The following is a 24,454-nucleotide window of genomic DNA, read 5'->3' on the forward strand; positions in this document are numbered from 1 at the left end:
TCGATTAGGTAAGAGATATAACTTGTAGAGCCTATCCTCATATCTTTACCTATTCTCTCTCTACTTCACTTAACAGATCAGCTAGCTCTTCCGAATTCTTATCTCTTAAATCCAGCATCTTTTCGCTATCGCTATCTTTAATAAGGAAACCATTTTTAGTTTTTAAATCTATATAAAGGCTGAATTCAACAACCTCAGAATCAGCGTAAGTAACAGTCATTCGATAGGTTGGTGGACCTACATCAACAGCCCCGCGTACTTTCTTTATACTTCTTATAGCATCTTCGAATATTTGAATGCTTTCAGTGTCAGTGTAAGTAATTTGCGTTGTTTCAGAAGCCAGGCTAACGCTAACAATCTCTTGCTTTGGTCTGACTAGTACAAATATTACAACCAACAAAATTATCAATGAAATTGAAAGGATGCTGATCCTTTTCATAAACTACCTCCTTATTGAAGAAAGATGGAGACTGATCATTCAGTCTCCAAAATAATTTTATAACTCATTTGAGTATGTGTTGGAAATCTCATTAAGTAAATTATCCCTAACATTATTATCTCGTGTTATAAAAGTTCCTGGTCTATTAGTAATTGCAGAATTCACCTCATCCAGTGTAAAGGTTCCTTCGTTTCTATTTACTATTTGATACTGGCCTTGTGGATCCTTTTAAAAAAAGAAAATATATTCTTTTTTACAATTCCTAACCCCGGATACAGGCTACTAAGTCCAATACAGCAGGGAAACTGCAAAAGCCCCCAAGCCGCTTGGTCAGCGGTCTTGAAGGCTTTTTTTCAATATCTATTCAACTCATCCCCGCGATAGAGGAAACTCAAAATACCGCTCAGCATTATGATAGCAAATGTCCTGAACGATGCTTCCCAGAAAAGCCAGATCCCCCGGCGCATCGCCGCTGGCAACCCAGCCGCCGATCAGATTGCATAGAATCCGCCGGAAATATTCATGCCGGGTATAAGACAGGAAGGACCGCGAATCTGTGAGCATCCCTACAAAACAGCTGAGCAGGCCCAGATTCGACAAAGATGTCAATTGCTTGATCATCCCGTCCTTCTGGTCGTTGTACCACCAGCCGGAGCCGAACTGGATTTTGCCCTTGATGCCGCCGCCCTGAAAAGAACCCGCCATCGCAGCCAGCACATCATTCTGCACCGCATTCAGATTATACAGGATCGTTCTCGGAAGCTCGCCGGTCCGCTCCAGCCCGTCGAGCAGCTTGTATAAGCTGTTCGCATAGCTGTTATCCCCGATGGTATCAAAGCCGGTATCCGGACCCAGCTCGCGGAACATCCGTGAATTCGGATTGCGGATTGCTCCGATATGAAGCTGCATGGCCCAGCCGTGGGCGGCATATTTGCGCCCCATGGCCAGAAGCAACGCTGTCTGGTACTGGTCGGATTCCAGACGGCTCAAGGTTCCCCCGCTCAGGCGTCTGCTGAAAATGTCTTCCAGCACAGAAGGCGCTGCCTCCGCAAAGGGAAGATGCGAGAACCCGTGGTCGGAGACTTTGCAGCCGTGCTTGTCAAAATATTCAATCCGCTCCAGCAGCGCGCGTTCCATCAGCGCATAGGACGTGATGGCATAACCGGCAGCTTGTTCCAGACTACGGACATAATCCGGGAAAGACTCCGCTTCAATCTGCATTGCTTTATCCGGTCTGAACGTTGGAGTAACTCCGGTTTGGAACCCCGGCTGCCCGGCGATTTGTCCATGGTAGCGGAGATCATCGGCGGGATCATCCGTGGTACAGATCCATTTCACATTGGACCGGGTAATCAGCCCTTGCGCTGTGAAGCCGTCCTGGGCAATCAGCGTATTGCAGTGGTCATAAATCTGCCGCCAATTCTGCGGGCTGAGCTGCTCCTCTACGCCAAAATAGGTTTTCAGCTCCAGCGCGGACCAATGGTACAGCGGGTTGCCAAGCGTATAGGGCAGCACCTCGCTCCACTTGGCGAACTTTTCTTCATCCGATGCATTGCCGGTAATATATTTCTCTTCGACGCCGAACGTTCTCAGCGCCCGCCATTTATAGTGGTCCCCGCCCAGCCACACCTCGGTGATGCTGCCAAAGCGCTTATTCTCGGCGATCGCTTGCGGGTCAAGATGGCAATGATAATCGATAATGGGCAAAGCTTCGGCATACTCATGGTAAAGTACCCGCGCTTCTTCCGTCTGCAGTAGAAAATCCTCATGAATAAAAGCCTTCATCGCTATACTCCCTTCCCTACTTCTGATACTACTTCAGATACAATTTCAGATACTATTTCAGATACAATTTCAGATACTATTTCAGATACTTCTCCAAGGTTCTCCGCACCGCTCCCGGTCCTGCCAGCATTTCCAGGAACATTCCCTCAATCTTGCTTCCGAGGCCAATCTCATACAGTGGAACGCCAAAAAGCTGCTCATCTTCAAGAATCGGGCGCACACTGGCGTTCCGGTCGCCGAGGGCAACCCCTTGCAGATGTCCCTGCAGCGTTTCCAGCAGCGGGTCAGGACTCAGCGTGAAGGCTTCTCCTTCATCATTCACGCCAAGCAGATAGCGGCACCAGACCGCAATGGCCAGCGGGATCGCCGTCAGCTGCGCCGGATCAAGCTCCTCCCGGCGGATATACGATTTAATCGTTTCTCCGAACCGGATGCCCACCTTCTGTGAGGTGTCGGTGGCGATCCGCTGCGGCGTATCCGGAATGAACGGATTGGCGAAGCGCTCCGTCAGCACTTCATCCAGAAACTGCTTCGGACTGAGGATGCCGGGGTCCACTACAACAGGCAGACCTTCCTTATACCCGATAATCTCCACGAATCTCCGCAGAGTATCGTCCTTCATTTCATCCGCAATCAGGGAATAGCCGAGCAGACAGCCGGATACGGCAAGCGCCGTATGCAGCGGGTTGAGGCATGTCGTAACCTTCATCGTCTCCACATTGTTGACCGTATCCCGGTCGGTGAAGATAATGCCCGCTTCCTCAAGCAGAGGCCGGCCGTTCGTGAACTTGTCTTCGATGACCAGGTATTCACTTATTTCCGCGTTAACGAAGGGCGCGGTATAGGTGTTTTTGGAGGTAATGATCACATCCATACCGCCAATCCCCTGCTCCAGCAGTGCCGCCTGGACTGTTTCCGAAGGACGCGGCGTGATTTTGTCGATCATCGACAGCGGGAAGGCAATCAGCTGCTCATTCTCCAGATAGGCTACGAAACCTTCTTCAACCAGACCTCTGGCCGTCCATTCCTTGGCAATCGTCACGACGCCCTTCTTCAGCTTGTCGCCGTTGTGGGAACAGTTATCCATGCTGACGAAGGTCATCGGGAAGGCGCCTTTCAGATAACGCTTGTATGCAAGAGAAGCGACGATGCTCATGGCATGAACCGGCTGCTCCGGTCCCCCTTCGATATCCTTTTCCACAATGCCAAGGTACTTGCCGTTAGGCCCCGTCAGCGAGTATCCCTTCTCCGTAATAGTGAAGCTCGCCATTTGCAGACTGGGGTTCTCGAACACTTCCGTCAGGCGGCGGTCATCTGCTTCACGGCTTTTGTCCGCAGTAATTCCCTCGACGATGCTGTTTACGATTCTTTTCTGAAAATCGCCCCGTGCATTCATCAACACCAGCAGGGTCAGATTATCATACGGCTTGTAGACCTTATCGATCATCTCGAAATCAAAGGTTTCCGCCGCGATGATGCCTGTAGCCGCTTTACCGCTGTCCAGCAGCTTCTGGTGGGCATTGGCTACGAATCCCCGAAAAATATTGCCCGCCCCGAAATGAATCCATTCCGGCTTCTGCTGTGTATTCTTCGCCACCTGCTCATAATCGAACTGCGGCAGTTCTACTCCCGCTGCGGTCCAGGCTGCTTGTTCCTGTTGGATACTGCTTCTGGTCAAGCGGAGCATTTAGTTCGCCCCCTTGACATTGTCCAGGCTGTCCCAGACACCAAGCAAATACATGATGCCGAGCGCCCGGTCATAGAGTCCGTAGCCCGGACGGCAGTTTTTCTCTTCGCCCCAGAGGTGGCGTCCATGGTCGGGCCGCACATAACCGGTATACCCGTTCTCATGGTATGCCTTCACAACCTCTGCCACATCGACACTGCCGTCACGTCCGCGGTGCGAGACCTCAATGAAATCCCCGTTCTCAAACACCTTCACATTGCGGATATGGGCAAAATAAATACGGTCATGGAACTCGCGGATCATGGCCGGCAGATCGTTCTCCGGATTGGAGCCCAGTGACCCCGTGCAGAAAGTAAGGCCATTGTACGGGCTATCTACGGCGTCAAGCATACGGCGGATTGTATCGCGGCTGCGGATAATGCGCGGCAGGCCAAAGATCGGCCAGGCCGGATCGTCAGGATGAATGGCCATCTTAATGTCCACTTCCTCGCAGACCGGAATAATACGCTCCAGGAAATATTTGAGGTTCTCGAACAGCTTTTCTTCAGTCACATCGGCATAGGCTGCGAACAGCTCATCCAGCTTCGCAAGGCGCTCCGGCTCCCAGCCCGGCATAGTGAACTGCCCCGCTCCCTTCAAGATCCGGTCCACCATCTCACGCGGATTATCGGTAATGGCAGCCTTTTCATAAAAGAGGGCATTAGAACCGTCCGGCAGTTCTTTGTACAGTTCGGTACGCGTCCAGTCGAACACCGGCATGAAATTGTAGCAGATAACCTTCACGCCAACCTTCGCCAGTTTACGGATGGTGTCGATATAAATATCGATATATTTATCACGGGTCGGCAGGCCGATTTTGATATCATCATGAACGTTGACGCTCTCCACCACAGCTGTACTGAAGCCCTTGCTTGTGATTTGATCCGCCACTTCCTGGATCCGTTCCATTTCCCACACTTCACCGGCTACCTTCTCATGCAAAGACCAGACAATACCCATAACCCCCGGAATCTGCCGGATATGGTCAAGCGTAATATTGTCATTGCCTTCACCATACCATCTCCACGTCATGTTCATCGATAAACCCTCCTATGATTGTCATCCTCATAATCAATCTTGTATACAAGATTTTCTTGATCATAGAATAAGAATCCCCCAATGTCAATACAATAAAATAAACAGTTTTCATAAGCATGTCCGCTAGAGCAGCCTCTTTATTTTGATAAATATTTTTATTACCGCCAAAGATCATGTATACTAGTCATATCTGTCAATACCTATGGAAAGCAGGAAGAGAAATGTCGATCAAAGCTGAAATTATGAATACACTGAAGCATGAAATCCTTACCTTGGCCTTGAAGCCAGGCACCATTCTGAGCGAAACCGCCCTGTCTGAACGCTTTCAGATTTCGCGGACGCCGCTGCGTGATGTGCTGAAACAGCTGGCTCTGGAATCCTATACGGATATCTATCCGAAAAAAGGGAATATCGTCTCCTATATTGATCTTGAATCCGTTGAACAAATTACATATCTGCGCAGCACACTGGAAAAAGAGATCCTGAAGGATCTCTCTTCACAGCTTTTGCTCACCGGGGTACACGAGCTTAAGGACATTCTGGAGCGGCAGAAAGAAGCCATCGGGCACAATGATATCGATTCCTTCCTCAATCAGGATGACGCGTTTCACCGGGCCTTGTACCGGCTTGCCGGACGGGAATTTCTGTGGAATCTGATTCAGCAGTCCAACGTGCATTACCTCCGGTACCGCAGGCTGCACATGCTAAAAACAGAGAAGCTCGCGGGAATCTGGAAGGAGCATCAATCCCTGCTGGAGCTGATGGTGCATAAGGAAACCGCAAAGATCGGCCCGCTGATCCATCACCATCTCCGGGAAGATATTCATTCGCTGGATTTTCAGGAGAATTTCTCGGAGTATCTGAAGAAATAGGCATTCTTCTTTTTAAAAATAATGCATTACCAAACGCAAAGAAAAAAGCTTCCTGCTTGAGAAAGCTTTGAAATATTGCGTGATAAAACGCATTGTAATATACTGCAAAATTATGGTAAATTTAGGTTGGATAAGATTTCACATTTGTAACCAATAAGCTACTAATTAGCTGTAACAAATCTCTCGTAATAATAGTAAAGTATATGCTGATAAGGAAATTATACCCTTGAGATGCGAGCGTATGTCGGTATAATGTACAAGTCAATATTTTACAGTTAAATACTTATGCTAGGAGGGATTTCAACTTATGATTATCTATGAAGACGAGCTGGCTCCCCATACTTTCCTTTTACTGCAACAGCTGCTTCCTGTTCATGTACAGCGGCATATCGTAGATGTTCTTGAATCGAATTCAACCTCTCATTTTTACTGTAAAGTTGAGCATCATGCACCCAATGTAAATGTTTTTCTGATTGAACATAATCCCGGGGAGTCCTATACAACATGCCATTGCTATGCCTATGACCAGATCGGAGAAGATTATCTGTACAACAACATGGCTGTAGAACATGTTCAAGCCGTTGCTGAGTTTATTTCGCGGCTTAATCTCCTTTAGCAGCTTCTCTTTCTTTCTTGATGCGTTCGTATTCTTCTTCAATCGCTTTGGAGAGCAGTTCGGTTGCCGTCATATTCAGCTTTTTGGCGGCTTCAGCCAATTCTTTTTTTATGTAGGCCGGTACATCATAATGAAACTTCACCTTGTTCCCGTACGCCAATGCAAGTTCCTCCTATCCCATGACTTCTTGATATTTCTTTTCAATAATCCGGATCAGCAGCTGGGTGGCCGACACATCTTGTAAAGCTGCCGCTTCGATCAACTTCTCCTTAATCTCGGGCTGAAATTCATAAGGCAACTTCAATTTAGGTTCAACCATCCGGCCATCTAGTGTTTTTTCAGCATCTATGGCAAGCTCCAGCAATGTTTGAAACGAAGATTCACTAGTGGCCTCTCTTCCGTACTTTGGCAGCACACGCACCAGATATTGCTTTAGGGCTTTTTGATTCTCTTCCGTTATTTCGATACTCAAACCTTCCCCCACAAGCTTAAGCTCACAATCAACGCTGTAGCCGAACAAGTTAATCGAGTATTTCATATTCAGCCTCCTTTTATTATCTTTTGCTATTATATAGCGATTCGTTACGTTGCACAATATTTATTCCATGTTTTGAGCTGTTTTCTGCCTTTTTTGATTTTAATGCACATAAGTTCAACAGAATGGTGAAAAATGTATTTTATATATAGCGTAACGCAACGTTATATAATATAATATAGGCATAAACCTATTGAAAGGATGAGCAAATTATGGATCTGCAATCACTTGTACAGTTAGTCGGCAACGTTGGATTTCCAATTGCTTTGTCCATCATTCTTCTCCAAACGATTCTGGTCACATTCAACCGTCAAGTGGAAGGGCTAGAGAAGCGGTTATCCCAGCTTGAGAAAACAATGAATATGCTGGTCAAAACATTCCATCAGTCTGCCTTACGTGTCCCACCACAAGGACAAAAAAAGGAGGAGAGTAAAGACTGACTATATTTATTAATCCTTCATGTCAACATTGAAAAATTCAACCCTTCTTAAGACACGCTTGCCGCTGGATAACCAAAAAAACAGGACCGCGGATCGAAAGTCTTTCCTTTCAACCCGCAGTCCTGTATACATTACTCATGCAAAATGAAGATAGGCCTCCCCTTGAATACTTTACAGCTTCAAGATTTTACGCGCTCTTTCCTTAACACCGGCCAGCTCGGATTCAGACATTTCGCAATAGCTGCTGTTTTCTTCCGTGGTATTGGCATGCTGTACATATGCAAGCTTGGTGTCTTTTTGGACAATGGTATAGAACCAGGTGTTCTTCGGAACATTGTAGACCTTGCCGATTTCCATCTCGATCAGATCAATATCGAACTGGTCCTTCTTCCGGTCTGCTACCAGGAGTATGGCTTTTCCGTTGACCAGAATGAACTGTTCGTCGGTCTCCAGGTGGACCTCCAGACGGTGGATTCCGTCGATGTCGTTATCCGGTTTCCAGTTCTTGATGCACACAAGCCATTCGTCGTTTTTATAAACGCATTGGATGCCTATGCCGTCATATGCATAAATGTCAACTTTCATCACAAATCCCTCTTCCCCAGCTATTACTGCTGATAATATTTACTCCGTCCATTCATCCCAGGTGCTTCTCGAACCAGGCCAGCGAATCGCGCATCGCTTTCTCCGGGTCCAGCACATATCTCCGGTCCAGCAGCTCAAGGCCTAAATATCCCTTATACCCGCTGTCATTCAGCGCCTGCAGTGCTTCTTCCAGCGGCAGCCCGCCTTCGCCGGGCACCAGATGTCCTCCGGGGTTACCGTCTACAAAGTGCACGTACCCCAGGTTACCGCCGAGTTCTCTGATAAAGTCGTGAATCGTATCTTTTCCTGTAACTGCCATGACATCCGTATCCGCCAGCCCCTTCAGATTCGGACTCCCTACCTCTTTAATCATTCGGGAGATATGCTCGGCGCTGTTAAATACATGGGTAGAATATGAGGTAAACGCTTCTACAGGTAAAATTACGCCTTCTTTTTCTGCGGTTTTGCAGATCTCGCCAAGCGATTCCCTGCACCATTTCCACATTTCCGACTCATCTTCATCCAGATAGGCAAGTCCTGTAGTCACCAGCATCTGGTCACACTCCATAAGAGCGGCCACTTCAATATGCCGGCAGAAAAATTCCACGCTTTTCTTGCGGTACACCGGGTCCGGATGACTGATACTGATCGGGTAAACACTCTGTTCGGGGGTAAGGCAAATGACTTTGAGCCCCCGGTCTTTTATTTTGCGCTTCAGGTGCTGAACATCCTGCGGGGTGTAATAATCCAGGTGGAAATGAGGACCCGACGCCCACAGCTCAATATTTTCAAATCCGAGCCGGGCGGCCGAATCCAGAAAATAATCCAGTGAATAGCGTTTGTAATGAAAGTTAGCAGCGGAAACTTGATTAAGCTGTATCATAATAATCTTCTTCCTCCCTTGTTATCCTTCATATAATCCATACTTCTACACCTGAATTCGGAACACACCTAGATAAGAACATTTCCAATTAAAGTGGCGGTGACTACAGATACGACTATGTTGATCATCCCTGGCAGCATGAAGCTGTGATTCAGCACGAACCTGCCGATTTTGGTGGTTCCCGCCGTATCAAAGGAGATGGCTGCAAGGCACTGGGCGGATACCGGCAAAAAGAAGTTAGCGTTAACGGCCATCCACGCGCCAACGATGATGTACGCCGGCAGATCAAGACCAATGGCAATCGGGATCATAATTAATGTCGTAGCGCCCTGACTGGTCGTTAAAGCGGCAACGATAAACATAATTACAGCAAGCATCCAGGGCTGGCTGTTAACAACCGCAGCCACATGCTCTTGGATAAACTCCGTTTGTCCACCGATAAAAGTGTTGCTCATCCAGGCCAATCCGAAAGCACAAACCATGGCCAGCGCCCCGGCCCGGAAGATGGTGCCGTTAAGAATCGTTTCAATCGCCGGACGGCAGATGATAATAATCAGCGAAGCACAGACCAGCATAATAATTTCGATGGTATGCGCCATCGTTAACACAGTCGTTACACCGTCAACGGTCCAGGATGGGCGCAGATCGGGGAACAGCCCCAAAATGACAATGGACAGAACCGCGAGCAGGAACAGCACTACTGAAGCTTTGGCACCCTTCGGAGTCGCCTTTTTCTCCGGTTGCTCTTCCGGTGCGCTCTCAACCAAACCTTCTGCAAGTCTGCGCAGATACTCCGGATCTTCCGCCAATTCCTTCCCTTTGCGCAGTGTAAGCAGAGCACTTACAATGACTCCCAGCAAGGTAGCCGGAATGGCGATGGACAAAATCGTACCGAGACCTACACCAAGCGGAGCCATCAGTCCAAGCATGGCAGCGGTCGCCGCTGACACCGGCGAACAGGTGATAGCCTGCTGGGATGCAATGATGCTGTTCGATATCGGCCGTTCCGGACGGATTCCGCTGTCAATGGCCAGCTTATTGATAATGGGCAGCAGACTGTAAACAACATGCCCTGTTCCCGACAGGAAAGTGAACAGCCAGCAAATAACGGGAGCGACAATGGTGATATTTTTCGGTGATTTGTGCAGCAGTTTTTCCGCGACGTGAACAAGAAAGTTCAACCCGCTCGAAGATTGGAGTGCCGAGGCGGCCAGCACAACCCCCAGAATAATGAGCATAACATCGACAGGAGGGGATGCAGGCTGAACATGAAAGATAAATACGAAGATCGCAACGCCGACACCGCCGAGCAAGCCCATAAATACGTCGCCGACCCTGGCGCCAAAGAAAATGAGCAAAAAGATGATTAAGAGTTCTAACCAAAACATAAAAAAGTCCCCTTTTTGTTTGTACTGAACACGCTTACAAATTGAAGGTAAAAGGAAGGGAGCCTCCCCATTGGCTGTTATACCAATGGGGTGCCGAAGCCGAATGCACCGTTGACCCGGCATATTTCCGCTGCAAACTCCGCTCCCTTGCTCATGCTGCTTTTGATCTTGCCAAGCATTTCGCTCTCCTGGCCAAATTCGATCCTGCCGTCCGAATTCCGGATCAGCTCCACGAGAAATGCAGTGATATAAGAATCTCCCGCTCCCATCGTATCCACTGCTTCGGTCGAAACTGCCGGATGGTAGATCCATTGATCGCTGAAAAGGGCATACGACCCGTTCTCCCCTACTGTTCCGACTACAATTTTAGCTCCGAACCGCTGCGCCTTCCGCATTTCCCGCTCCCGCTCTTCTGCAGTCAAATGGCTGCATGATAGAAAGGAAATGTCCACATTCGGGCATACCTGCTCCAGGTAGCCGTCATTCCAGCGGACCGAAAAGTCATACGAAATAGGGACGCCGCTCTCCCGGAGTACGGTCAGGTCCTGTTCTATATAGCTGTTCAAGCTGGTATGAATCACAGCAAATTGTTTGATGTAGTCCAGATCTTTTTTGGTAAACTGCCATGCATGTTCTTTGGCGATTCCGCCCTTGTTCGATCCCAGGAATACGCGGTCGCCGTCTTCCAGGGTGACACGCGCATAGCCGTTCTCCCCTTCATACTCGCGGCAGCAGCTGCGGTCAATGTTCAGCTCGTCAATCACCTGCCGGATATACCCGGCGACTTCATCACTGCCGAATTTGCCCAGATACGCAGACTCCATGCCGCACATGGTAGCGTATACACTGAAGTTCAAGGCATTTCCACCAGGGTACATAATGCCCTGGTGGACGTACTTATCCACTACATTGTCGCCAATTCCGATTACCTTATACTGTTTCATAAGAATATCCCCTCTGAAGACTGCTGAAATAAGCAGAGATTAATATTCAACCTTCCACATATATCTGCGGGTGGTAAGCGGATGCTCTCTTTCCACAGCCAATGCTTGATTGTAAACAGGATACACGTTGTTAAACAAGGAGTGATTGAAGTAATCGACGACCGAGCTATCGATGGTAGACAAACCGAGATCCTTCGCGTCCAGCACTTCCACCCGTTTGGCGTACCGGTTAAGGAAGCTCAGCGCTCTTTCGTCAAGCGCCCGGGTGCTGCCTTCCGATACCTGAATGACGAATGGAATTTCGGCGTCCGTAATTTCAAACGGTCCATGGAAGTATTCTCCGGAATGGATGCTCGCAGAGTTGATCCACTGCATTTCCATAAAGATGCAGATGCTTTCCATGTAAGCTGCGCCATAACCCGCTCCGCTGGCCATGGTATAGATAACGGAATCGTCTTTGTGGTTCCGGGCAAATGTCAGGGCGCGGTTCGCCACATGCTTGCAGGCCTGCTTCACAATCCGGTCAATTCTCGATACACCGTCCAGGAATTTGTCGTAATTCCCGTACCCTTCCGTCTGCTTCAGAATTTCCACCGCAGTCATCAGCGCTTGAATCGTCTTCTCTCCGGCGATATCTTTATTTTCCCCAAAGGTATACTTGACCACATAATCCGCATATTCCGTGATTGGAGAATCTTCAATCCAGGTAAGCGCAATAACCGGTACCCCTGCTTTTTTGCCCAGTTCTGCGGCTTTTACTGTTTCCGGCGTATTGCCTTTATGGGAAGCTACAACCAGCACTGAATTTTCCCCGAATGCCTTAGGCGTGTTGTGCACGAACTCATTGCTGTTGTACAGGCCTACTTTGATATCCTTGGCTTCTTTTTCAAGAAACGTCTTGGCCGGGTAAAATGCTCCATAAGAACCTCCGCAAGCTGCATAGTAGACCTGCTTGATGCCGCCAGCCTCTTTTTTATCCGCTGTAATTTGCTCGATAATTTGTTTGATATCCATTCTGTTTCTCCCCTTGTATGATACATTTATTGGAATTCCATTCCGCGCCGGCTTTTGTATGGGAATGTCTTAAACAGAGATTAACACATTATAATACATGAATCAAGAGAAGGCTTTCATTTTTTTAAAAATTTCTTGTTCAAGCCCTATTCCGGAACAGTTGCGACAATATTTGGAATGTAAAGGGATGTAAACTGTTAACAAATAGTACATATTGTTATACTATAGAGATATGTATGTAGTACATTTCAATACATTTCACTTGGCGGATGTCAGATGTCAGACGATCCTGATCCCCAGTTAGGTCTGGCACATCCAGCCATATTGCAAATTTTATAACCGATTTTCGAACCTGGAGGTATAAAACGAATGCTAGACCACTCCGAATCATCGCCGCTGTACAAGCAGCTGCAAGAAAAGATTTTAGACTCCATCCATGACGGTACACTGAAGCCGGGGGATAAACTCCCTACAGAGCTGGAATTAAGCGAAACGAATCAGGTAAGCCGCGTAACAGTCCGGGCTGCCCTGGATGCACTTACCTCGGAAGGCTACCTGGTGCGGATTCCAGGTAAGGGCACATTCATAACGAAAGACAAAATTCAAAAAAATGTTGCCGAGACGATCGGGTTCAGCGATACATGCAGGCTGCAGAACAAAACGCCCGGCGCCAAAGTCATCAAATGCGTCATTGAAGAAGCCACCGCAGCGGATCAGGAGCATCTGGGGCTGAACCCCGGAGACAAAGTGATTAACATTGAACGTATCCGCTATGCCGACAACGTCCCTATCTCGGTGGAGTATTCGCGTTTTCCCTCTTCCTATTCTTTTTTGCTGCAGGAGGATTTGAACGACAAGTCGCTGTATGAAATTTTGCGGAGCAAGTACAAGGTTACCTTCGGGCATTCCAGAAAATATATTGTCATGGAGTATGCTTCCTTTGATGTGGCCGCCTATTTGAATATAGAGGAAGGTTATCCGCTGCTCAGCATCCGAAGTACGGTGTCCAGTCCGGACGGACAAAAAATACACCGCTCCAAGCAGCTCATATTAGGGGACAAGTTCGAGTTGATTGTGTAATCCCGTTTCAGCGAGAAATAGAAGGAAATTTTATAGCGTGAAGCATAGAAATTCATATATTTGAACAAAAACGGCTGTGCGGTCCTCCACGGGACAGCGCAGCCGTCTTGGTTCTAGCGTTACCTGGAGAACGACTCCCCATGAATCCTACGGGCAACTCTTTAAGTGGAAAAAGGTTAACTAATTTGCCGAAATACCCTACCCTTGGGCAGATGAAGTGGAAAAAGGGACACTAATTCAGCCCATTTCGCCATTGGGCCAGAAATGTGGCCCAATTTTATACGAAAATAACTTTGTCGCTTCACAGCTCGAAAGTAAATTTTGCTTTAAAGATCCCCTATATCGGAACTTCATTTTTTTAAAAAGTGGGTATCATGTAATAGGTGTCAGTTCCACTTGGTAGCCTAGCTTTTGAAGTTTTTTAATCAGGTAATTTGCGGTCTGCTCTGGGGTGTTCAGATATTCCGTCCCCAGCTCGGTATAGGGGACTTTATCCCGAAGCATCACATACATGATTCGGATCATCGCATGGGCTAAAGCGACGATGGCTTTCTGTTTTCCTGCCCGTTTCACGATCCGACTGTACATAGCGGAAAGCCGATTATTCTTGGACTTGCTCGCTGCCCAAGCGCACTGGACGAGTACGGCTTTCAGACCTCGGTTCCCGCGTTGGTTCTTTTTACTTTTTTTTTACCGGCGCTCTCATGGTTGGCTGGACACACCCCGACCCAAGAGGCCAGATGAGCTTCACTTGGAAAAGGAGACACGTCGGTACCCAGTTCCGCCACGATGCTCGCCGCGGCATCCGTGCTCACGCCTGGAATGGTATCCAGCAGTTCAATTTCCTTCCTGTATGGTTGCACCAGTTCCTCAATTTCAGCTTCCAACGTCTGCATTTCACTCTCCAGATACTGCAAATGATCCCAATGACGCCGGATCATCTTCCGGTGATGCAGACGTAGTCGGCCGTTCATCGCTTCGACCAGTGAAGGCACCTTCATCTTCAGCCGGGTATGCACCAGCTTGCGGACCTCATGCACCTCCAGCACTTCGCCATTCACAATCGAGTCCAGTAGCGCACGACCGGAAACGCCAAAAAGATCGGAGACATACGTGGTCAGTTTAATGTTGGCATCTTGTAGAATTTTGTGAATCCGGTTCTTTTCTTGCGTCGCGTTTTGCTTAAGCTTGCGCAGATACCGGGTAAGGTCACGCAAATCGCGGATGGGCTCGTCCGGGACAAAGCTTCCCTCAATCAAGCCGCAGCGGTGGAGCTTGGCGATCCACTCGGCATCCTTGACGTCGGTCTTCTTCCCGGGCATATTGCGGATGCGTTGCGGGTTGGCCAGCGTGATCGTACAGGTGCTTTCTAGAATGTTCCACACGGGTTTCCAAAAGACCCCTGTACTTTCCATGGCAATCTCGGTACATCCCTGCTGCTCCAGCCACTCCTGTAATCTCAAAAGCTCGCGGGTCGTGGTTCCAAACGTCTCGATCACGGACTTGGGTTTCTTCTCCAGGGGGCCACTCAGTAGACAAACCACCACCGTCTCCTGATGAATATCCAACCCGGCACAGCGTTCACGAATGGCATCCATATTCCCTACCTCCAAGCTAAAAGTATGCGTGGATCATGCAACCTAAAGAGGTGAAATTTTATACACGTGCTCGTGGCAACACTCGGCGATCCTCGTCGTTGCAGTTGGTCAGATTAGGTTACGGGATGTTTCACCAATATTGAATCGACCTCTGATCCACAGCACGATTTTACCAAATATATACTCTGACTTCACCTGATTTTCATGACCGACGGTGGCCGCCAGGCCATGGGTGATTAGGTTCACTTTTTCCACTTCAATCTCAGGATTACTTAATTTTCGGAAAAATAAGTTCCCTTTTTCCAACTAGCACCTGCGAAGAAGCCGATGAAGACGGATCGCCCTATTCCTTCACGATCGATCCGCAGCCGTTACGGACAGGAGAGCCGTTATGGATAGAAGATTCGGCTATTCCGCAGGACGGACTGAATGCCTTTATTTGCTCCTTTCCCCTTTATTCCAGGCTCCATCGAACGATATAACGGCTCCTGAGTCCGTATCCGCTGAAAAAACAAGATTTTTGGCAAAATAAGGGCTCCTCTGTCCGCTTCAATCCGCGGATGGAGCCCATCCTCCTGCATCGCTTATCCTCTGAGGCTCAGGATATCCGCACTTTGCATCATTTCCTAAGCAACAAAGAAAGGCTGCCTTCACCGCAAAAATAAACGCCTCTCCAATTAATGGTTAGGCGTTTATTTTTGCGATGTATTGTAACCGTATAGTATAGATGAATGGACCCTATGTAAGTTAACCCCGCCTACTCGGCAATTCCAAAATCATGGAGCAATTTCCGGGTATCCAATGCGGGCAGGGCCAGCGGTTCGCGCAGCTTCTGCAGCTTGACCAGCAAATCCTCCTTGTTCGCATAGACATAAGGACTCTTCCAGCCCGATTCCAGGGTAATCAGCTCACTTGCCGCAGGCTTCATCGACGGATAATTCAGAATCCAGCTCCGCAGCTGATCCTTGCCGATATCCGTGCGGATATTGTCACCCAGAATATCGATGATATTTCCCCACTTCGCGATTCCGCTTACAGAATCCAGCTTATCCAGGATGAGGTTCAACACCTCCTGCTGCCGTTCGTTGCGCGAGAAATCGGAGGATTCGGCGGTCCCGCGGTTGGATTTACGGTAGCGGACGAAATCCAGCACTTTCTTGCCGTTTAAGTGCTGCCGCCCTTTTGTCAAGTTAATGTTCGTGCCGTCCGCATTATCCACATACCGCATATCCATCGGCACATCGATATCCAGCCCGCCAAGCTCATCCACAATACTGCTGAACGCCTCGAAGTTGACCAGAATCATGTGATCGATATCCATCTGCAGAATATCGCCGTAGAACTCTCTGGTCTTGCTTAAATCCTCACCCTTGTTATGCGCGTAAAAATAAGCGTAGTAGTAATTAGCTTTATGTGTCCCCATCTCACTGCTTGCGATCTTCATATCCCGGGGGATCGACAGGATGGACAGCTTCCTGCTCACAGGCTCATAGACCACCGGCATCAGCACATCCGTGTTCAGCGTTCCACCGCTGCCGCTTCTGTTGTCGACCCCGGCGAGCAGGAAGGTGAGCGGTTTGCTCTCCTCTTCTGCATCTACAGCCGCAGCGGCTGCAGAAGCTGTAGGTACGGGTGACGCCGGTCCGGCTGTTTCACCCGGGGCAGAGCCTGCCGCCGAAATCCGGTCAAGCGCCCGTTCCGCCTTGTAATAGAGCGTTCCGGCATAGACTGCGCCGGCGATCAGGCAAGTGCCGAGCACGGCCGACAGAGTGAGCAGTGTTTTTCGGGTACGGACTTTTCCGCGTTTGGCTTTCATTCTCTTGCTTCGTTCCTCCATTCCTTTCCTCCTGCTTCATCTCATGAATGTTATAAGTTGTAAATGATTATAACATAGGCTTATCTTGATGCTCAAAAGTGGAGGAAACCGCAGCTGGTCATTCAAATGAATCAGCAGAACCTGAGAATATATAGAGTGAACTTAAGATCTTTACATTAGGGACTTCGTCGGGACTACGGAGAATGTTTGGACTTCCGGCCACTGCCCATCTGCAGATTTCTTGATTTGTACCGCTGTTCGCGGTGGAAATCCGCAGACTGCCTATGCTGAAGATAGCGAGCTTTCCTACGGAAAGCTTTTAGGCGGACGCATTCGCTCCTACAGTTCCAAACTTCCCCTCCGTCCCTTTTCCCTTTTGTTAGTTTTTCAAGTTCACTCTATATATAGATGTTTCCGGCATCCGCCAGCCAGCAAAAGGTGTATAATAAGTAGAACTTCTAGAAAAAGGATGTCCTGACATGCTTCTTGCTGTGAACCGTACACTGAACCGGATGATGCCGCTGATCACTCCATTAAGCGTCTTGACCGGAGTGCTCTGCGGAAGTGCACTGTCCTCTTATACCTATCTGTCTCCCTGGCTGTTTGCGTTTATGACGTTTGCCGGAAGCATCAGCCTGGGATTTAAAGATTTCGTGAATGTACTCAAAAAGCCTTTGCCCCTGTTTGCCTGTCTGTTCATACTGCATATTGTCATGCCTCTGGTTGCTTTAGGTATCGGGAATGTGCTGTATCACGCGGATGAATTCACGATTACGGGCCTTGTGCTGGCCGCAGTCATTCCAACGGGGGTAAGCAGCTTCATCTGGGTCAGCATTTACAAAGGCAATACCGCCCTCACCTTGTCCATCATTCTGATCGACACGCTGCTGGCTCCTTTTGTCGTGCCGGGCGTATTATCGCTGCTGATCGGAACCAGTGTGGAGCTGGACACGGGCGCCATGATGAGCAGTCTGTTCTGGATGATTGTCGTCCCTTCCCTGCTCGGCATGGTGCTTAACGAATGGACCAAAGGCGCGGTTGCTCCCGTCTGGAGCCCCAGACTGAATCCGTTCTCCAAGCTTTTCATGGCTGCAGTGATTATGATCAACGGCTCTGTCATTTCCCCGTATTTAGCTGACATCAGCCTGCACCTGGTTGGCCTGGCCTTTGTCATTGTGCTCCTGGCTTCCACCGGCTATGCCCTGTGCTTTCTCACGGCGAGGGTATTACGCTGGAATGAAGCGGATGAAGTCGCCCTTATCTTCAATGGAGGCATGCGCAATATCAGTGCCGGCGCTGTCCTGGCGGTATCCTATTTCCCCGCTCCAGTGGCCGTTCCCGTTGTACTCGGCATGGTGTTCCAGCAGCTTCTGGCTTCACTTGCAGGCTTTCTGCTCAGCCACCGCGCCAAGGTCAGACACACTGCGGAGCAGACTACGGCGGCGTGAGTTTGGCTACTGATCAGCCGCACACCGGCCAACATCAGGTAGCAAGTGGAAAAAGGGAACTTATTTCTTCTCAAAACTCAACAATTGAGAGATTTAAGTGGAAAAAGAGAACTTATTTGGGCAATATTACCTCACCAGGAGCAAAATGAGCTGAATTAGTGATCCTTTTTCCACTTAGCCTGCGGAGCGCAGGGTGCTCAAGCGAATTAGTGATCCTTTTTCCACCTAACCATCCATCGAAGCCCTAGCAGATACTGATCAGCGGCTTCCATTTCCCGCCAATCATCTGCAACGTGACAAGCACTCCTTTTAACCCCGGCTCTGTAGCCTCCATATCCATGCGATATATCTCTTTTAATCTACCTACATGCCGGGCTGCTTGCCGTTTGTTTTATTGAAGGGCTGGTTGACTCCGGTCTGTTATACGATCTTATAGAAAGCTTAGTTTCCGGTGTGGTTCAGGAGATCACTAAGCGGCTTCAGGCCATTGATACAGACAGTATCCTTGAAAGCGGCTATATTGAAGAATGCGCCGCTTACTCCCTTTCCTACCATGTTAAATTCAGAACGCCCGTACACCGTCGCCGGCAGCCTTCTGAATGGACAAGTAGCCGTATTTGGTGGACGGGACCCCTTTCGCCTTAATCGCCCCGGTAACTTTTTATAATTTTTTTCAAACCGCCGAGGACTATTACCAGCGCTACGATATTTCAACTTTTTTGCGTGTGATCCGTCTGATATCGTTCCTGGTTTCCTTGCGGCTTTCTTCCTTGTTCTTTGCGTTGACAACGTTCCATCAGGAAATGATCCCCACGATCCTGTTAGTCACTTTGGCAGCCCAACGGGAAGGGGTTCCTTTTCCGGTTCTGCTTGAAGCCTTGCTGATGGAATTAACCTTTGAGGTCATTCGTGAAGCAGGCGTCCGGATGCCCCGTGCGATTGGTCCATCCATCACGAACCTGATCACCCTTATCCGGGATGATTTCAGGTACAGTTTTCTGCCGACAGGAGATATCGGACATCGCCGGCAAAGAAACCGTCCAGCTCTATATCCGCGATGTCAGCGCAAGTGTCGTACGTCCGGTCAAAGAGCTGAAGGGCTTCCGCCAATTATCCCTGGCAGCGCATGAGAAACAGAGGGTCTCGTTTGAAATCACCAGAGACTTACTGATGTTCTACGTCAAGGATGACCAGCTGATCTTCGAGCCCGGGGAATTCGATATTATGATCGGCAGAAACTCCGGAGACCACGAAACACAGCGGATCTGGATCGGTTGACCTCCGTCTGGCTGCGGCTGCATGGCCGAAAGTGCCAGCACCATGTTGGCTAACTTTTTAATTTCAATAAACAGTAACATTTTTCTGTCAAAATCACTGGAGTTACTAAAAATTTTAGATTAATATAATGCTATACTTTTTGATAAGGCAGGTTGAGGCAAGCTGGAAGACCAATTATTTCATCAGACTGTCAATGAGCTGCTGGCCCTCTCTAACAGCAAGGTGCAGGTAATACTGGAACCCAGGTTCCAAGATAACCGGCTAGTTGGCGGCAAATATCATTTAGCCAGCCATACCATTTTCCTATATAAAGAAGAGATTGTCAGACAATGCTGTGAGCTGTTCGGTTCACCACTCCGGCTGAAGGAATACATTGCGGTTGTATTAGCCCACGAGCTTGGGCATTCCGAAGACCAGGAGCTGGAGCTCCTTGCGGCTGCACTGGACAGGCCTCTGACAGAAAAGCAAGAAGCCGAAATCAGATTAAGAATCGAAGAAAATGCATGGGCATATGCTGTTTCCTTGCTTACAGAGGCAGACCCCACCTTTCTGCGTTTCATTATGGATGAGTCCCTCTTCAGCTACAGGGATCGGCTGGACCGGTTCCACATTGCCTAATACAGTAAACAAGGCCAAGTCCTCCTGAGAGAACCTGGCCTTGTACTTATAATATATGAATTGGGTTGCTTACTTAATTGTCACGTTGACGGGTCCGGGCTTCTCCGCCTTTGCGCCCCGCTTCCTCACGGCTCATTTTGCCATCATTCCCGTTGCTGCCTGATTGGTTGCGGCTGCGGGCTTCTCCGCCCTTTTCTCCAATCTCCTGATAAAACTCACGGTCATGATTTTTTGCCGTGGCTTCGCCACCCTTACGTCCTGCTTCTTCGCGGCTCATCTTTTGATCATTCTGGTTGTTTTGTGCCATTTCGAATTCGCTCCTTTTCGGGTATTGAGTATTTTTGTTGCACTTTTAACTTACCCGCCCCCCTGAGCATGAAACATTAAATATATATCACCCCTTGCTCCTGCCGTCCAGTACACAAGTTCAAGCCAGTTATGAAAGCGCTATAAATTCTCCCATCATCCAAAACTTCTCCCATAGCTTTCCCCCTCTGTTTCTTGAATAATGAAGAAAGGCACTGCAGGCCGCTAATCCATGCACAGCAAAGGAGAAGATTCATGCCGCATCCTTTCACCACGATAAGCGAGGCCCTGTCACAGTCAAGAAGCAGCTCTTTCGGAGTTGTCTATAAGAACGGCAAGTTTACGGCAAATGATCCGCTGAGCTTTTTCGGGCGCAAGCTGCCGGACCCTGAGTTGACCTTCGATACCGCGAATAATAAAACACTGGTGAATGTTCACATGAATGGCTCCATCAAAAACGTCACGGTTTATAATGGCAGCTACTCTAGCGATAATATCCCCGGGGTATGGATGTGCAAGGATTTCAGGGAGGCCGGACCATATGCCTATAGCTTGGAGCTGGGCGGGCTGCATTATCATTTGGGCAGCGATGATCTGGCATATTCCACTTCACTGCTCGACAATTTATTTCCGGTTACGGAATATCAGCTGGGAGCAATCAAGGCCACTCTCCTTGTCTATACTCCCGTTTCGGCTGACGGATCGCAGCGCCTTCGCGGCTTGGTCTATGGACTCCAGCTGGAGAATCAATCCGGCCAGACCATTGCCGGCCAAGTCACGCCGCCTCCGGCGGACACCCTGCCGGACCAGTTATTCTCCGGTCCGGAATTCTGTGTACATGTCCCCGGCCATAAGGTAGACGTGAATGGCACGGTCCCTGTTTCACTCGCCCCCGGCCAAACCCTATGGGTCCCTGCTGTTATCTATCCGGCGGGTGATCCATGCCCCCGGATTATCGGTGAGAAGGGCACATTGTACTGGCTTAATGAAACTTGGGCCTATTTCAGAGGCATCACCGGGCGGCTGACGATGGAGGAGGACCCCTTCGCGGCGGAATTCTATGAGCGTGCCCTTCTCCAGTGCTTCGGCTCCCTCGCCATGGACAGCCGCGGCAGCCTGGCAGGCGCCAACTGGGGGACATCGCCCCCAACGCAGTTCACCTGGAACAAGGATATGTTCTATTCCCTGCTTCCCTTTCACACCGCTGAACCGGAGCTGTTCCAGCAAGGTATGTTATGGTTCCTGGAGCATGGCGTCCGTCCGCCCGGCAACCGGTATGAAGGCGGAATCACCCATTCTCTGAGCAACTCCCTATCTTCGGTCGTGATGGCCGGTCTGTACTACCGGACTACCGGCGACAAGCAGCTGTTTTGGAACCGGTCCGGGATCCACGAGTCGATTTGCAGTCTGCTGGAGGCGACGCTTCTGACCCGCAAGGAAGAAGACCCGTGGCTGTTCCCTTCGGTGTGGCTGTCTGACGCCTACTCCCTGGGAGATTATCATACCGGCTCCAATGTGATTGCCTGGACTGCCTTCGTCCATTATGCCCGCATTGCGGAGGAAGTCTTCGGCGATACGGCAAGAGCCGAACGTTACCGGACCATCGCCGGGAGAATCCGGGCGGATCTGGAGCGGCTGGCTACGGCCGAAGGTCCATTCGGCCTTCAGTATGCCGAGGGGATCAGCAGTTCCGGCGATAAGCTTAAGGATAACGCCGGGAAATACACCGGGAAATATGCGGATTTCGGCATGCAGTTCATCGAGAATCTAACTGCAGAGGGCCAGATCAATCTGCTGCATCACGACGGAGAGGAATCGGATACCATTCTGATGCCTCTATACGGGTATACTTCCTATGACAATGAAACCTATAGACATTATATGCAGTTCTCTTTAAGCCCTCATAATCCGACGTACAACCCTGAGTCCAGGGGCATTCAGTGGGGCGACCATTCCGCCTGCACTTTTCCCGGCTATATGAGCGGCATGGGCATGATTACAGATGCCGCTTCGTTGTCTGGCGAAGACGGCTACCTGACCCGGATACGCCAGCTGACCGACGCCGACGGTTCGCTCTGGTGGTGGCCGTACAACAACGGAGCCGCTTATGGAGACGTAGTCCGCCATAACAACTGCGGCAAGTGCGGCTGGGCCTCCGGTGTGTTCGCTGGCCTTTTTGTCTCCGAGATACTAGGCCTGGCTTACGATGCCTCTGCACGGCAGCTCTCCTTCCGCCCCCTTAGTCCAAGCAGCTCCTTCACCTGGGAACACGTCAAGCTGGGCAGCGGAAGCTTCAGTGTGGCCTACCGGAAAACGGACAGCTCTGTCGAGGCCTCCATCCAAAATCTTTGCACCAAGACGGTCACGGTCTGTGTAGAGCTCCGGCATGATAATGCCAGAAGGCTTGAACCTTTTGCCCGCACAGGAGATAAGGAGCTGGCAGCCCATGCAGAGTGGTCTGACCGCGCGGCTTCACGCCGCTTCAAAAAGACTCTTGAACCGGGGAGGGCGGTCACTTTCGGATTGCGTTGACTTTAATACCGCCAGTAACGGCCAAGTGGAATCATCCTTAATCTCCGGCGAGGATGGAACCAACGCCAAAAGCGCCCCTGCTCCAACAGCAGGGGCTAAATTCATTACGCTACGGTTCCTAATGCCATCCATTATTGCTATAGCGCAAAAATCTACCGAAATCCGGGAATCGTCCCGTTCGTTGCGGACACAGAAGACCCTATTTCCCGGAATCTTCCTGTTCAGCCGAACTTACGGACTGAGAATTCGCTATTTGTCCTCATTCCCCCTCATATGCCTCGTTTGAGCCCAAATAGCTGCCTGAGGCAGTATTCCTGCTTCAAGCAGCCGCTGGCTTAAGGCTTAGAACGTCCGGTAGAATTGCTTCGCGCTTTCCTTCTCGGGGAGCGGCAGCCGCAGGTGGACGGGCAGCATCTCAGGGTAAGATTTGTGGGGCTCGCGCTGATACCAGTAAGCTACCGAAGAATAGTCATTCGACTGGGAGTTTCCATGGCCGTGCTCAATACTGAAGCGCAGGGACTCCCGGAAAATAACGGGGTCGACGATATGGAAACGGTATTGTGTCATTTTGCCGGAATAATCATTGAACAGAATCGTATTGCTCTCTCTCCAGGCATCCCCGTTGCCGCGGATCGGAGCATACAGGGATACCCCGTGATACGGGCTGTCATATTTGCCGGACGGGTAGCCCCAGGCCGCGCAGAAATAATCCTCCGTCCCTGTGCCGTGCAGGCGGGGCGGCCACGGTTCACCGTCGATGAAGAACATGTCATCCCCTTCTCCCGGCCAGCTGAAGCCCGGCATCGGATTCAAATGATCGATGCTGAGATTGCAGCCGACATAATGCCCTTCACCCACGGCATCCATAAGCACATAGTTGCCGTCACCCGTCAGATTTTTAACCTCATATACTTTCTGGTCGGCATAATTGGCCTTGTCCTGCCTGTCATGCTCCAGCTTCAAGGCTGCCAAGTCGACCGTCCCCTGTGTAGGATTCTCCCGGCGCCAGGAAGCATGGAAGTAGAAGCTGTCCTCCGGAATCTCCTTCTCCACATAATCAACATAGAAATAGAGGACCATTTCATCTTCGCACTCATTAATAATCTCGATCCGCGCGCTGCTGCGGAACGGCATTTCAAAAAAACAGTTCATCGCCGCCTTGTCCTCAATCACCCCCTGGGTCGTTATCATATTCAGCGGCATGGAGACATAGTGGCTGGCTACCCCGTGGCCGACCCCGAAGAAATCGCCAACCGGCGATTCCACACTGGGCTCCTCCTCCCCATCCCAGAACATGCGGACCAGCACTTTGCGGAACGCATATTTATTTTTGGCTGCGATTGTCATCCAGATATGCTGGATGATGCCCGAGCCTTCAATTTCAGCAATGGCTGCCGTTTGGCCGGCTCCGATAACGATGAAATCCCGGTTGCCTCCCGTCTGATCCCAACTGGACTGTCTGCGGGACAGCCCTTCCTTGCGCAAATATAATGAATTCAACACAATCCCTCAC

At 49.7% G+C, this 24,454-nt stretch carries 25 protein-coding genes and 1 pseudogene; 9 read left to right on the forward strand and 17 right to left on the reverse strand.

Features of this window, described 5'->3' with window-relative positions; genetic code table 11:
• Positions 1-49: 49 nt before the first annotated feature.
• From PRIO_RS24050 to uxuA, 4 genes are all read right to left on the reverse strand, one after another.
• The gene (locus PRIO_RS24050) at positions 50-439 is read right to left on the reverse strand and encodes a YhfM domain-containing protein (protein ID WP_046505016.1); all 390 of its coding nucleotides are present in this window, start codon (positions 437-439) and stop codon (positions 50-52) included.
• A 369-nt stretch (positions 440-808) separates the two neighbouring features.
• Entirely contained in the window at positions 809-2,224 is a 1,416-nt protein-coding gene (gene uxaC / locus PRIO_RS24055) for a glucuronate isomerase (RefSeq protein WP_020427312.1), read from the reverse strand.
• A gap of 76 nt (positions 2,225-2,300) precedes the next feature.
• Positions 2,301-3,911 carry a mannitol dehydrogenase family protein gene (locus PRIO_RS24060; protein WP_046505020.1) on the reverse strand — a complete coding sequence of 537 codons (1,611 nt, stop codon included), beginning with the start codon at positions 3,909-3,911 and terminating at the stop codon, positions 2,301-2,303.
• Positions 3,912-4,988, reverse strand: a complete 1,077-nt coding sequence (gene uxuA / locus PRIO_RS24065) for a mannonate dehydratase (RefSeq protein ID WP_020427314.1) — start codon at positions 4,986-4,988, stop codon at positions 3,912-3,914.
• A 221-nt stretch (positions 4,989-5,209) separates the two neighbouring features.
• On the opposite strand from uxuA, the gene PRIO_RS24075 reads away from it, so the two are divergent.
• Positions 5,210-5,860 carry a GntR family transcriptional regulator gene (locus PRIO_RS24075; RefSeq protein WP_046505023.1) on the forward strand — a complete coding sequence of 217 codons (651 nt, stop codon included), beginning with the start codon at positions 5,210-5,212 and terminating at the stop codon, positions 5,858-5,860.
• Positions 5,861-6,167: 307 nt separating this feature from the next.
• Positions 6,168-6,476 (forward strand): hypothetical protein, encoded by a 309-nt coding sequence (locus PRIO_RS24080; RefSeq protein WP_020427317.1) that lies wholly within the window; start codon positions 6,168-6,170, stop codon positions 6,474-6,476.
• Here PRIO_RS24080 and PRIO_RS36205 read toward each other — a convergent pair.
• Together PRIO_RS36205 and PRIO_RS24085 are read right to left on the reverse strand one after the other, a co-directional pair.
• Positions 6,463-6,636, reverse strand: coding sequence for a hypothetical protein (locus PRIO_RS36205; RefSeq protein WP_020427318.1), 174 nt, complete (start codon positions 6,634-6,636; stop codon positions 6,463-6,465). The two genes, PRIO_RS24080 and PRIO_RS36205, sit on opposite strands and share 14 nt — an antisense overlap.
• Positions 6,637-6,648: 12 nt before the next feature.
• Positions 6,649-7,014: a hypothetical protein gene (locus tag PRIO_RS24085; protein ID WP_046505027.1), complete on the reverse strand. Its 366-nt coding sequence runs from the start codon at positions 7,012-7,014 to the stop codon at positions 6,649-6,651.
• Positions 7,015-7,223: 209 nt separating this feature from the next.
• On the opposite strand from PRIO_RS24085, the gene PRIO_RS24090 reads away from it, so the two are divergent.
• Positions 7,224-7,451 carry a hypothetical protein gene (locus PRIO_RS24090; protein WP_020427320.1) on the forward strand — a complete coding sequence of 76 codons (228 nt, stop codon included), beginning with the start codon at positions 7,224-7,226 and terminating at the stop codon, positions 7,449-7,451.
• A 171-nt stretch (positions 7,452-7,622) separates the two neighbouring features.
• Here the strand turns inward: PRIO_RS24090 and PRIO_RS24095 are convergent, their stop codons facing one another.
• The 5 genes from PRIO_RS24095 to PRIO_RS24115 all read right to left on the reverse strand — a co-directional run bounded on the left by PRIO_RS24095 (position 7,623) and on the right by PRIO_RS24115 (position 12,265).
• Positions 7,623-8,036: a hypothetical protein gene (locus PRIO_RS24095; RefSeq protein ID WP_020427321.1), complete on the reverse strand. Its 414-nt coding sequence runs from the start codon at positions 8,034-8,036 to the stop codon at positions 7,623-7,625.
• Positions 8,037-8,088: 52 nt separating this feature from the next.
• A complete protein-coding gene (locus PRIO_RS24100; protein ID WP_020427322.1) occupies positions 8,089-8,919 on the reverse strand; it encodes a sugar phosphate isomerase/epimerase family protein in 831 nt (276 codons plus the stop codon).
• A 68-nt stretch (positions 8,920-8,987) separates the two neighbouring features.
• Complete coding sequence (locus tag PRIO_RS24105; RefSeq protein WP_046505030.1) at positions 8,988-10,307, reverse strand: anaerobic C4-dicarboxylate transporter family protein; 1,320 nt, start codon at positions 10,305-10,307, stop codon at positions 8,988-8,990.
• 77 nt (positions 10,308-10,384) lie between these two features.
• Positions 10,385-11,251 carry a fructoselysine 6-kinase gene (locus PRIO_RS24110; protein ID WP_020427325.1) on the reverse strand — a complete coding sequence of 289 codons (867 nt, stop codon included), beginning with the start codon at positions 11,249-11,251 and terminating at the stop codon, positions 10,385-10,387.
• 39 nt (positions 11,252-11,290) lie between these two features.
• Positions 11,291-12,265, reverse strand: coding sequence for an SIS domain-containing protein (locus tag PRIO_RS24115; protein WP_020427326.1), 975 nt, complete (start codon positions 12,263-12,265; stop codon positions 11,291-11,293).
• A gap of 369 nt (positions 12,266-12,634) precedes the next feature.
• Between PRIO_RS24115 and PRIO_RS24120 the strand changes: the two genes are divergently transcribed.
• Positions 12,635-13,345: a GntR family transcriptional regulator gene (locus PRIO_RS24120; RefSeq protein WP_020427327.1), complete on the forward strand. Its 711-nt coding sequence runs from the start codon at positions 12,635-12,637 to the stop codon at positions 13,343-13,345.
• Between the two features lie 372 nt (positions 13,346-13,717).
• On the opposite strand, the gene PRIO_RS36975 is transcribed toward PRIO_RS24120, so the two are convergent.
• From PRIO_RS36975 to PRIO_RS24145, 4 genes are all read right to left on the reverse strand, one after another.
• Entirely contained in the window at positions 13,718-13,933 is a 216-nt protein-coding gene (locus PRIO_RS36975; RefSeq protein WP_052741404.1) for a hypothetical protein, read from the reverse strand.
• A gap of 62 nt (positions 13,934-13,995) precedes the next feature.
• On the reverse strand, positions 13,996-14,943 hold the full coding sequence (locus PRIO_RS24130; protein WP_046501296.1) for an IS110 family RNA-guided transposase: 948 nt from the start codon (positions 14,941-14,943) through the stop codon (positions 13,996-13,998).
• Positions 14,944-15,051: 108 nt separating this feature from the next.
• The gene (locus tag PRIO_RS36980) at positions 15,052-15,249 is read right to left on the reverse strand and encodes a hypothetical protein (RefSeq protein WP_046505033.1); all 198 of its coding nucleotides are present in this window, start codon (positions 15,247-15,249) and stop codon (positions 15,052-15,054) included.
• Between the two features lie 451 nt (positions 15,250-15,700).
• Positions 15,701-16,780, reverse strand: a complete 1,080-nt coding sequence (locus tag PRIO_RS24145; protein WP_020428417.1) for an LCP family protein — start codon at positions 16,778-16,780, stop codon at positions 15,701-15,703.
• 458 nt (positions 16,781-17,238) lie between these two features.
• Here PRIO_RS24145 and PRIO_RS24150 point away from each other — a divergent pair, with 458 nt between their 5' ends.
• From PRIO_RS24150 to PRIO_RS24160, 4 genes and pseudogenes are all read left to right on the forward strand, one after another.
• Complete coding sequence (locus tag PRIO_RS24150) at positions 17,239-18,207, forward strand: bile acid:sodium symporter family protein (RefSeq protein ID WP_020428416.1); 969 nt, start codon at positions 17,239-17,241, stop codon at positions 18,205-18,207.
• Positions 18,208-18,660: 453 nt separating this feature from the next.
• A pseudogene (locus PRIO_RS35690) lies at positions 18,661-19,181 on the forward strand (spore germination protein); the annotation flags it as partial.
• A gap of 4 nt (positions 19,182-19,185) precedes the next feature.
• On the forward strand, positions 19,186-19,485 hold the full coding sequence (locus PRIO_RS35695) for a fibronectin type III-like domain-contianing protein (RefSeq protein ID WP_085981574.1): 300 nt from the start codon (positions 19,186-19,188) through the stop codon (positions 19,483-19,485).
• Between the two features lie 222 nt (positions 19,486-19,707).
• Positions 19,708-20,103: a hypothetical protein gene (locus tag PRIO_RS24160; RefSeq protein ID WP_020428412.1), complete on the forward strand. Its 396-nt coding sequence runs from the start codon at positions 19,708-19,710 to the stop codon at positions 20,101-20,103.
• Positions 20,104-20,176: 73 nt separating this feature from the next.
• Here PRIO_RS24160 and PRIO_RS24165 read toward each other — a convergent pair whose 3' ends face one another.
• Positions 20,177-20,410, reverse strand: a complete 234-nt coding sequence (locus tag PRIO_RS24165; RefSeq protein ID WP_020428411.1) for a KGG domain-containing protein — start codon at positions 20,408-20,410, stop codon at positions 20,177-20,179.
• Between the two features lie 254 nt (positions 20,411-20,664).
• Between PRIO_RS24165 and PRIO_RS24170 the strand changes: the two genes are divergently transcribed.
• On the forward strand, positions 20,665-22,941 hold the full coding sequence (locus PRIO_RS24170) for a hypothetical protein (RefSeq protein WP_052741516.1): 2,277 nt from the start codon (positions 20,665-20,667) through the stop codon (positions 22,939-22,941).
• Positions 22,942-23,283: 342 nt separating this feature from the next.
• Here the strand turns inward: PRIO_RS24170 and PRIO_RS24175 are convergent, their stop codons facing one another.
• Positions 23,284-24,444: a glycoside hydrolase family 172 protein gene (locus PRIO_RS24175; protein WP_046505048.1), complete on the reverse strand. Its 1,161-nt coding sequence runs from the start codon at positions 24,442-24,444 to the stop codon at positions 23,284-23,286.
• Between the last annotated feature and the right edge of the window lie 10 nt (positions 24,445-24,454).

The sequence above is a fragment of the Paenibacillus riograndensis SBR5 genome, from assembly GCF_000981585.1.
GTDB lineage: Bacteria > Bacillota > Bacilli > Paenibacillales > Paenibacillaceae > Paenibacillus_AQ > Paenibacillus_AQ riograndensis.

Excerpts from the sequence above, each read along its gene's own strand:
- PRIO_RS24050 (WP_046505016.1), bottom strand. The coding sequence starts at position 439 with ATGAAAAGGATCAGCATCCTTTCAATTTCATTGATAATTTTGTTGGTT.
- uxaC (WP_020427312.1), bottom strand. The coding sequence starts at position 2,224 with ATGAAGGCTTTTATTCATGAGGATTTTCTACTGCAGACGGAAGAAGCG.
- PRIO_RS24060 (WP_046505020.1), bottom strand. The coding sequence starts at position 3,911 with ATGCTCCGCTTGACCAGAAGCAGTATCCAACAGGAACAAGCAGCCTGG.
- uxuA (WP_020427314.1), bottom strand. The coding sequence starts at position 4,988 with ATGAACATGACGTGGAGATGGTATGGTGAAGGCAATGACAATATTACG.
- PRIO_RS24075 (WP_046505023.1), top strand. The coding sequence starts at position 5,210 with ATGTCGATCAAAGCTGAAATTATGAATACACTGAAGCATGAAATCCTT.
- PRIO_RS24080 (WP_020427317.1), top strand. The coding sequence starts at position 6,168 with ATGATTATCTATGAAGACGAGCTGGCTCCCCATACTTTCCTTTTACTG.
- PRIO_RS24085 (WP_046505027.1), bottom strand. The coding sequence starts at position 7,014 with ATGAAATACTCGATTAACTTGTTCGGCTACAGCGTTGATTGTGAGCTT.
- PRIO_RS24090 (WP_020427320.1), top strand. The coding sequence starts at position 7,224 with ATGGATCTGCAATCACTTGTACAGTTAGTCGGCAACGTTGGATTTCCA.
- PRIO_RS24095 (WP_020427321.1), bottom strand. The coding sequence starts at position 8,036 with ATGAAAGTTGACATTTATGCATATGACGGCATAGGCATCCAATGCGTT.
- PRIO_RS24100 (WP_020427322.1), bottom strand. The coding sequence starts at position 8,919 with ATGATACAGCTTAATCAAGTTTCCGCTGCTAACTTTCATTACAAACGC.
- PRIO_RS24105 (WP_046505030.1), bottom strand. The coding sequence starts at position 10,307 with ATGTTTTGGTTAGAACTCTTAATCATCTTTTTGCTCATTTTCTTTGGC.
- PRIO_RS24110 (WP_020427325.1), bottom strand. The coding sequence starts at position 11,251 with ATGAAACAGTATAAGGTAATCGGAATTGGCGACAATGTAGTGGATAAG.
- PRIO_RS24115 (WP_020427326.1), bottom strand. The coding sequence starts at position 12,265 with ATGGATATCAAACAAATTATCGAGCAAATTACAGCGGATAAAAAAGAG.
- PRIO_RS24120 (WP_020427327.1), top strand. The coding sequence starts at position 12,635 with ATGCTAGACCACTCCGAATCATCGCCGCTGTACAAGCAGCTGCAAGAA.
- PRIO_RS36975 (WP_052741404.1), bottom strand. The coding sequence starts at position 13,933 with ATGTACAGTCGGATCGTGAAACGGGCAGGAAAACAGAAAGCCATCGTC.
- PRIO_RS24130 (WP_046501296.1), bottom strand. The coding sequence starts at position 14,943 with ATGGATGCCATTCGTGAACGCTGTGCCGGGTTGGATATTCATCAGGAG.
- PRIO_RS24145 (WP_020428417.1), bottom strand. The coding sequence starts at position 16,780 with ATGGAGGAACGAAGCAAGAGAATGAAAGCCAAACGCGGAAAAGTCCGT.
- PRIO_RS24150 (WP_020428416.1), top strand. The coding sequence starts at position 17,239 with ATGCTTCTTGCTGTGAACCGTACACTGAACCGGATGATGCCGCTGATC.
- PRIO_RS35695 (WP_085981574.1), top strand. The coding sequence starts at position 19,186 with ATGATTTCAGGTACAGTTTTCTGCCGACAGGAGATATCGGACATCGCC.
- PRIO_RS24165 (WP_020428411.1), bottom strand. The coding sequence starts at position 20,410 with ATGGCACAAAACAACCAGAATGATCAAAAGATGAGCCGCGAAGAAGCA.
- PRIO_RS24170 (WP_052741516.1), top strand. The coding sequence starts at position 20,665 with ATGCCGCATCCTTTCACCACGATAAGCGAGGCCCTGTCACAGTCAAGA.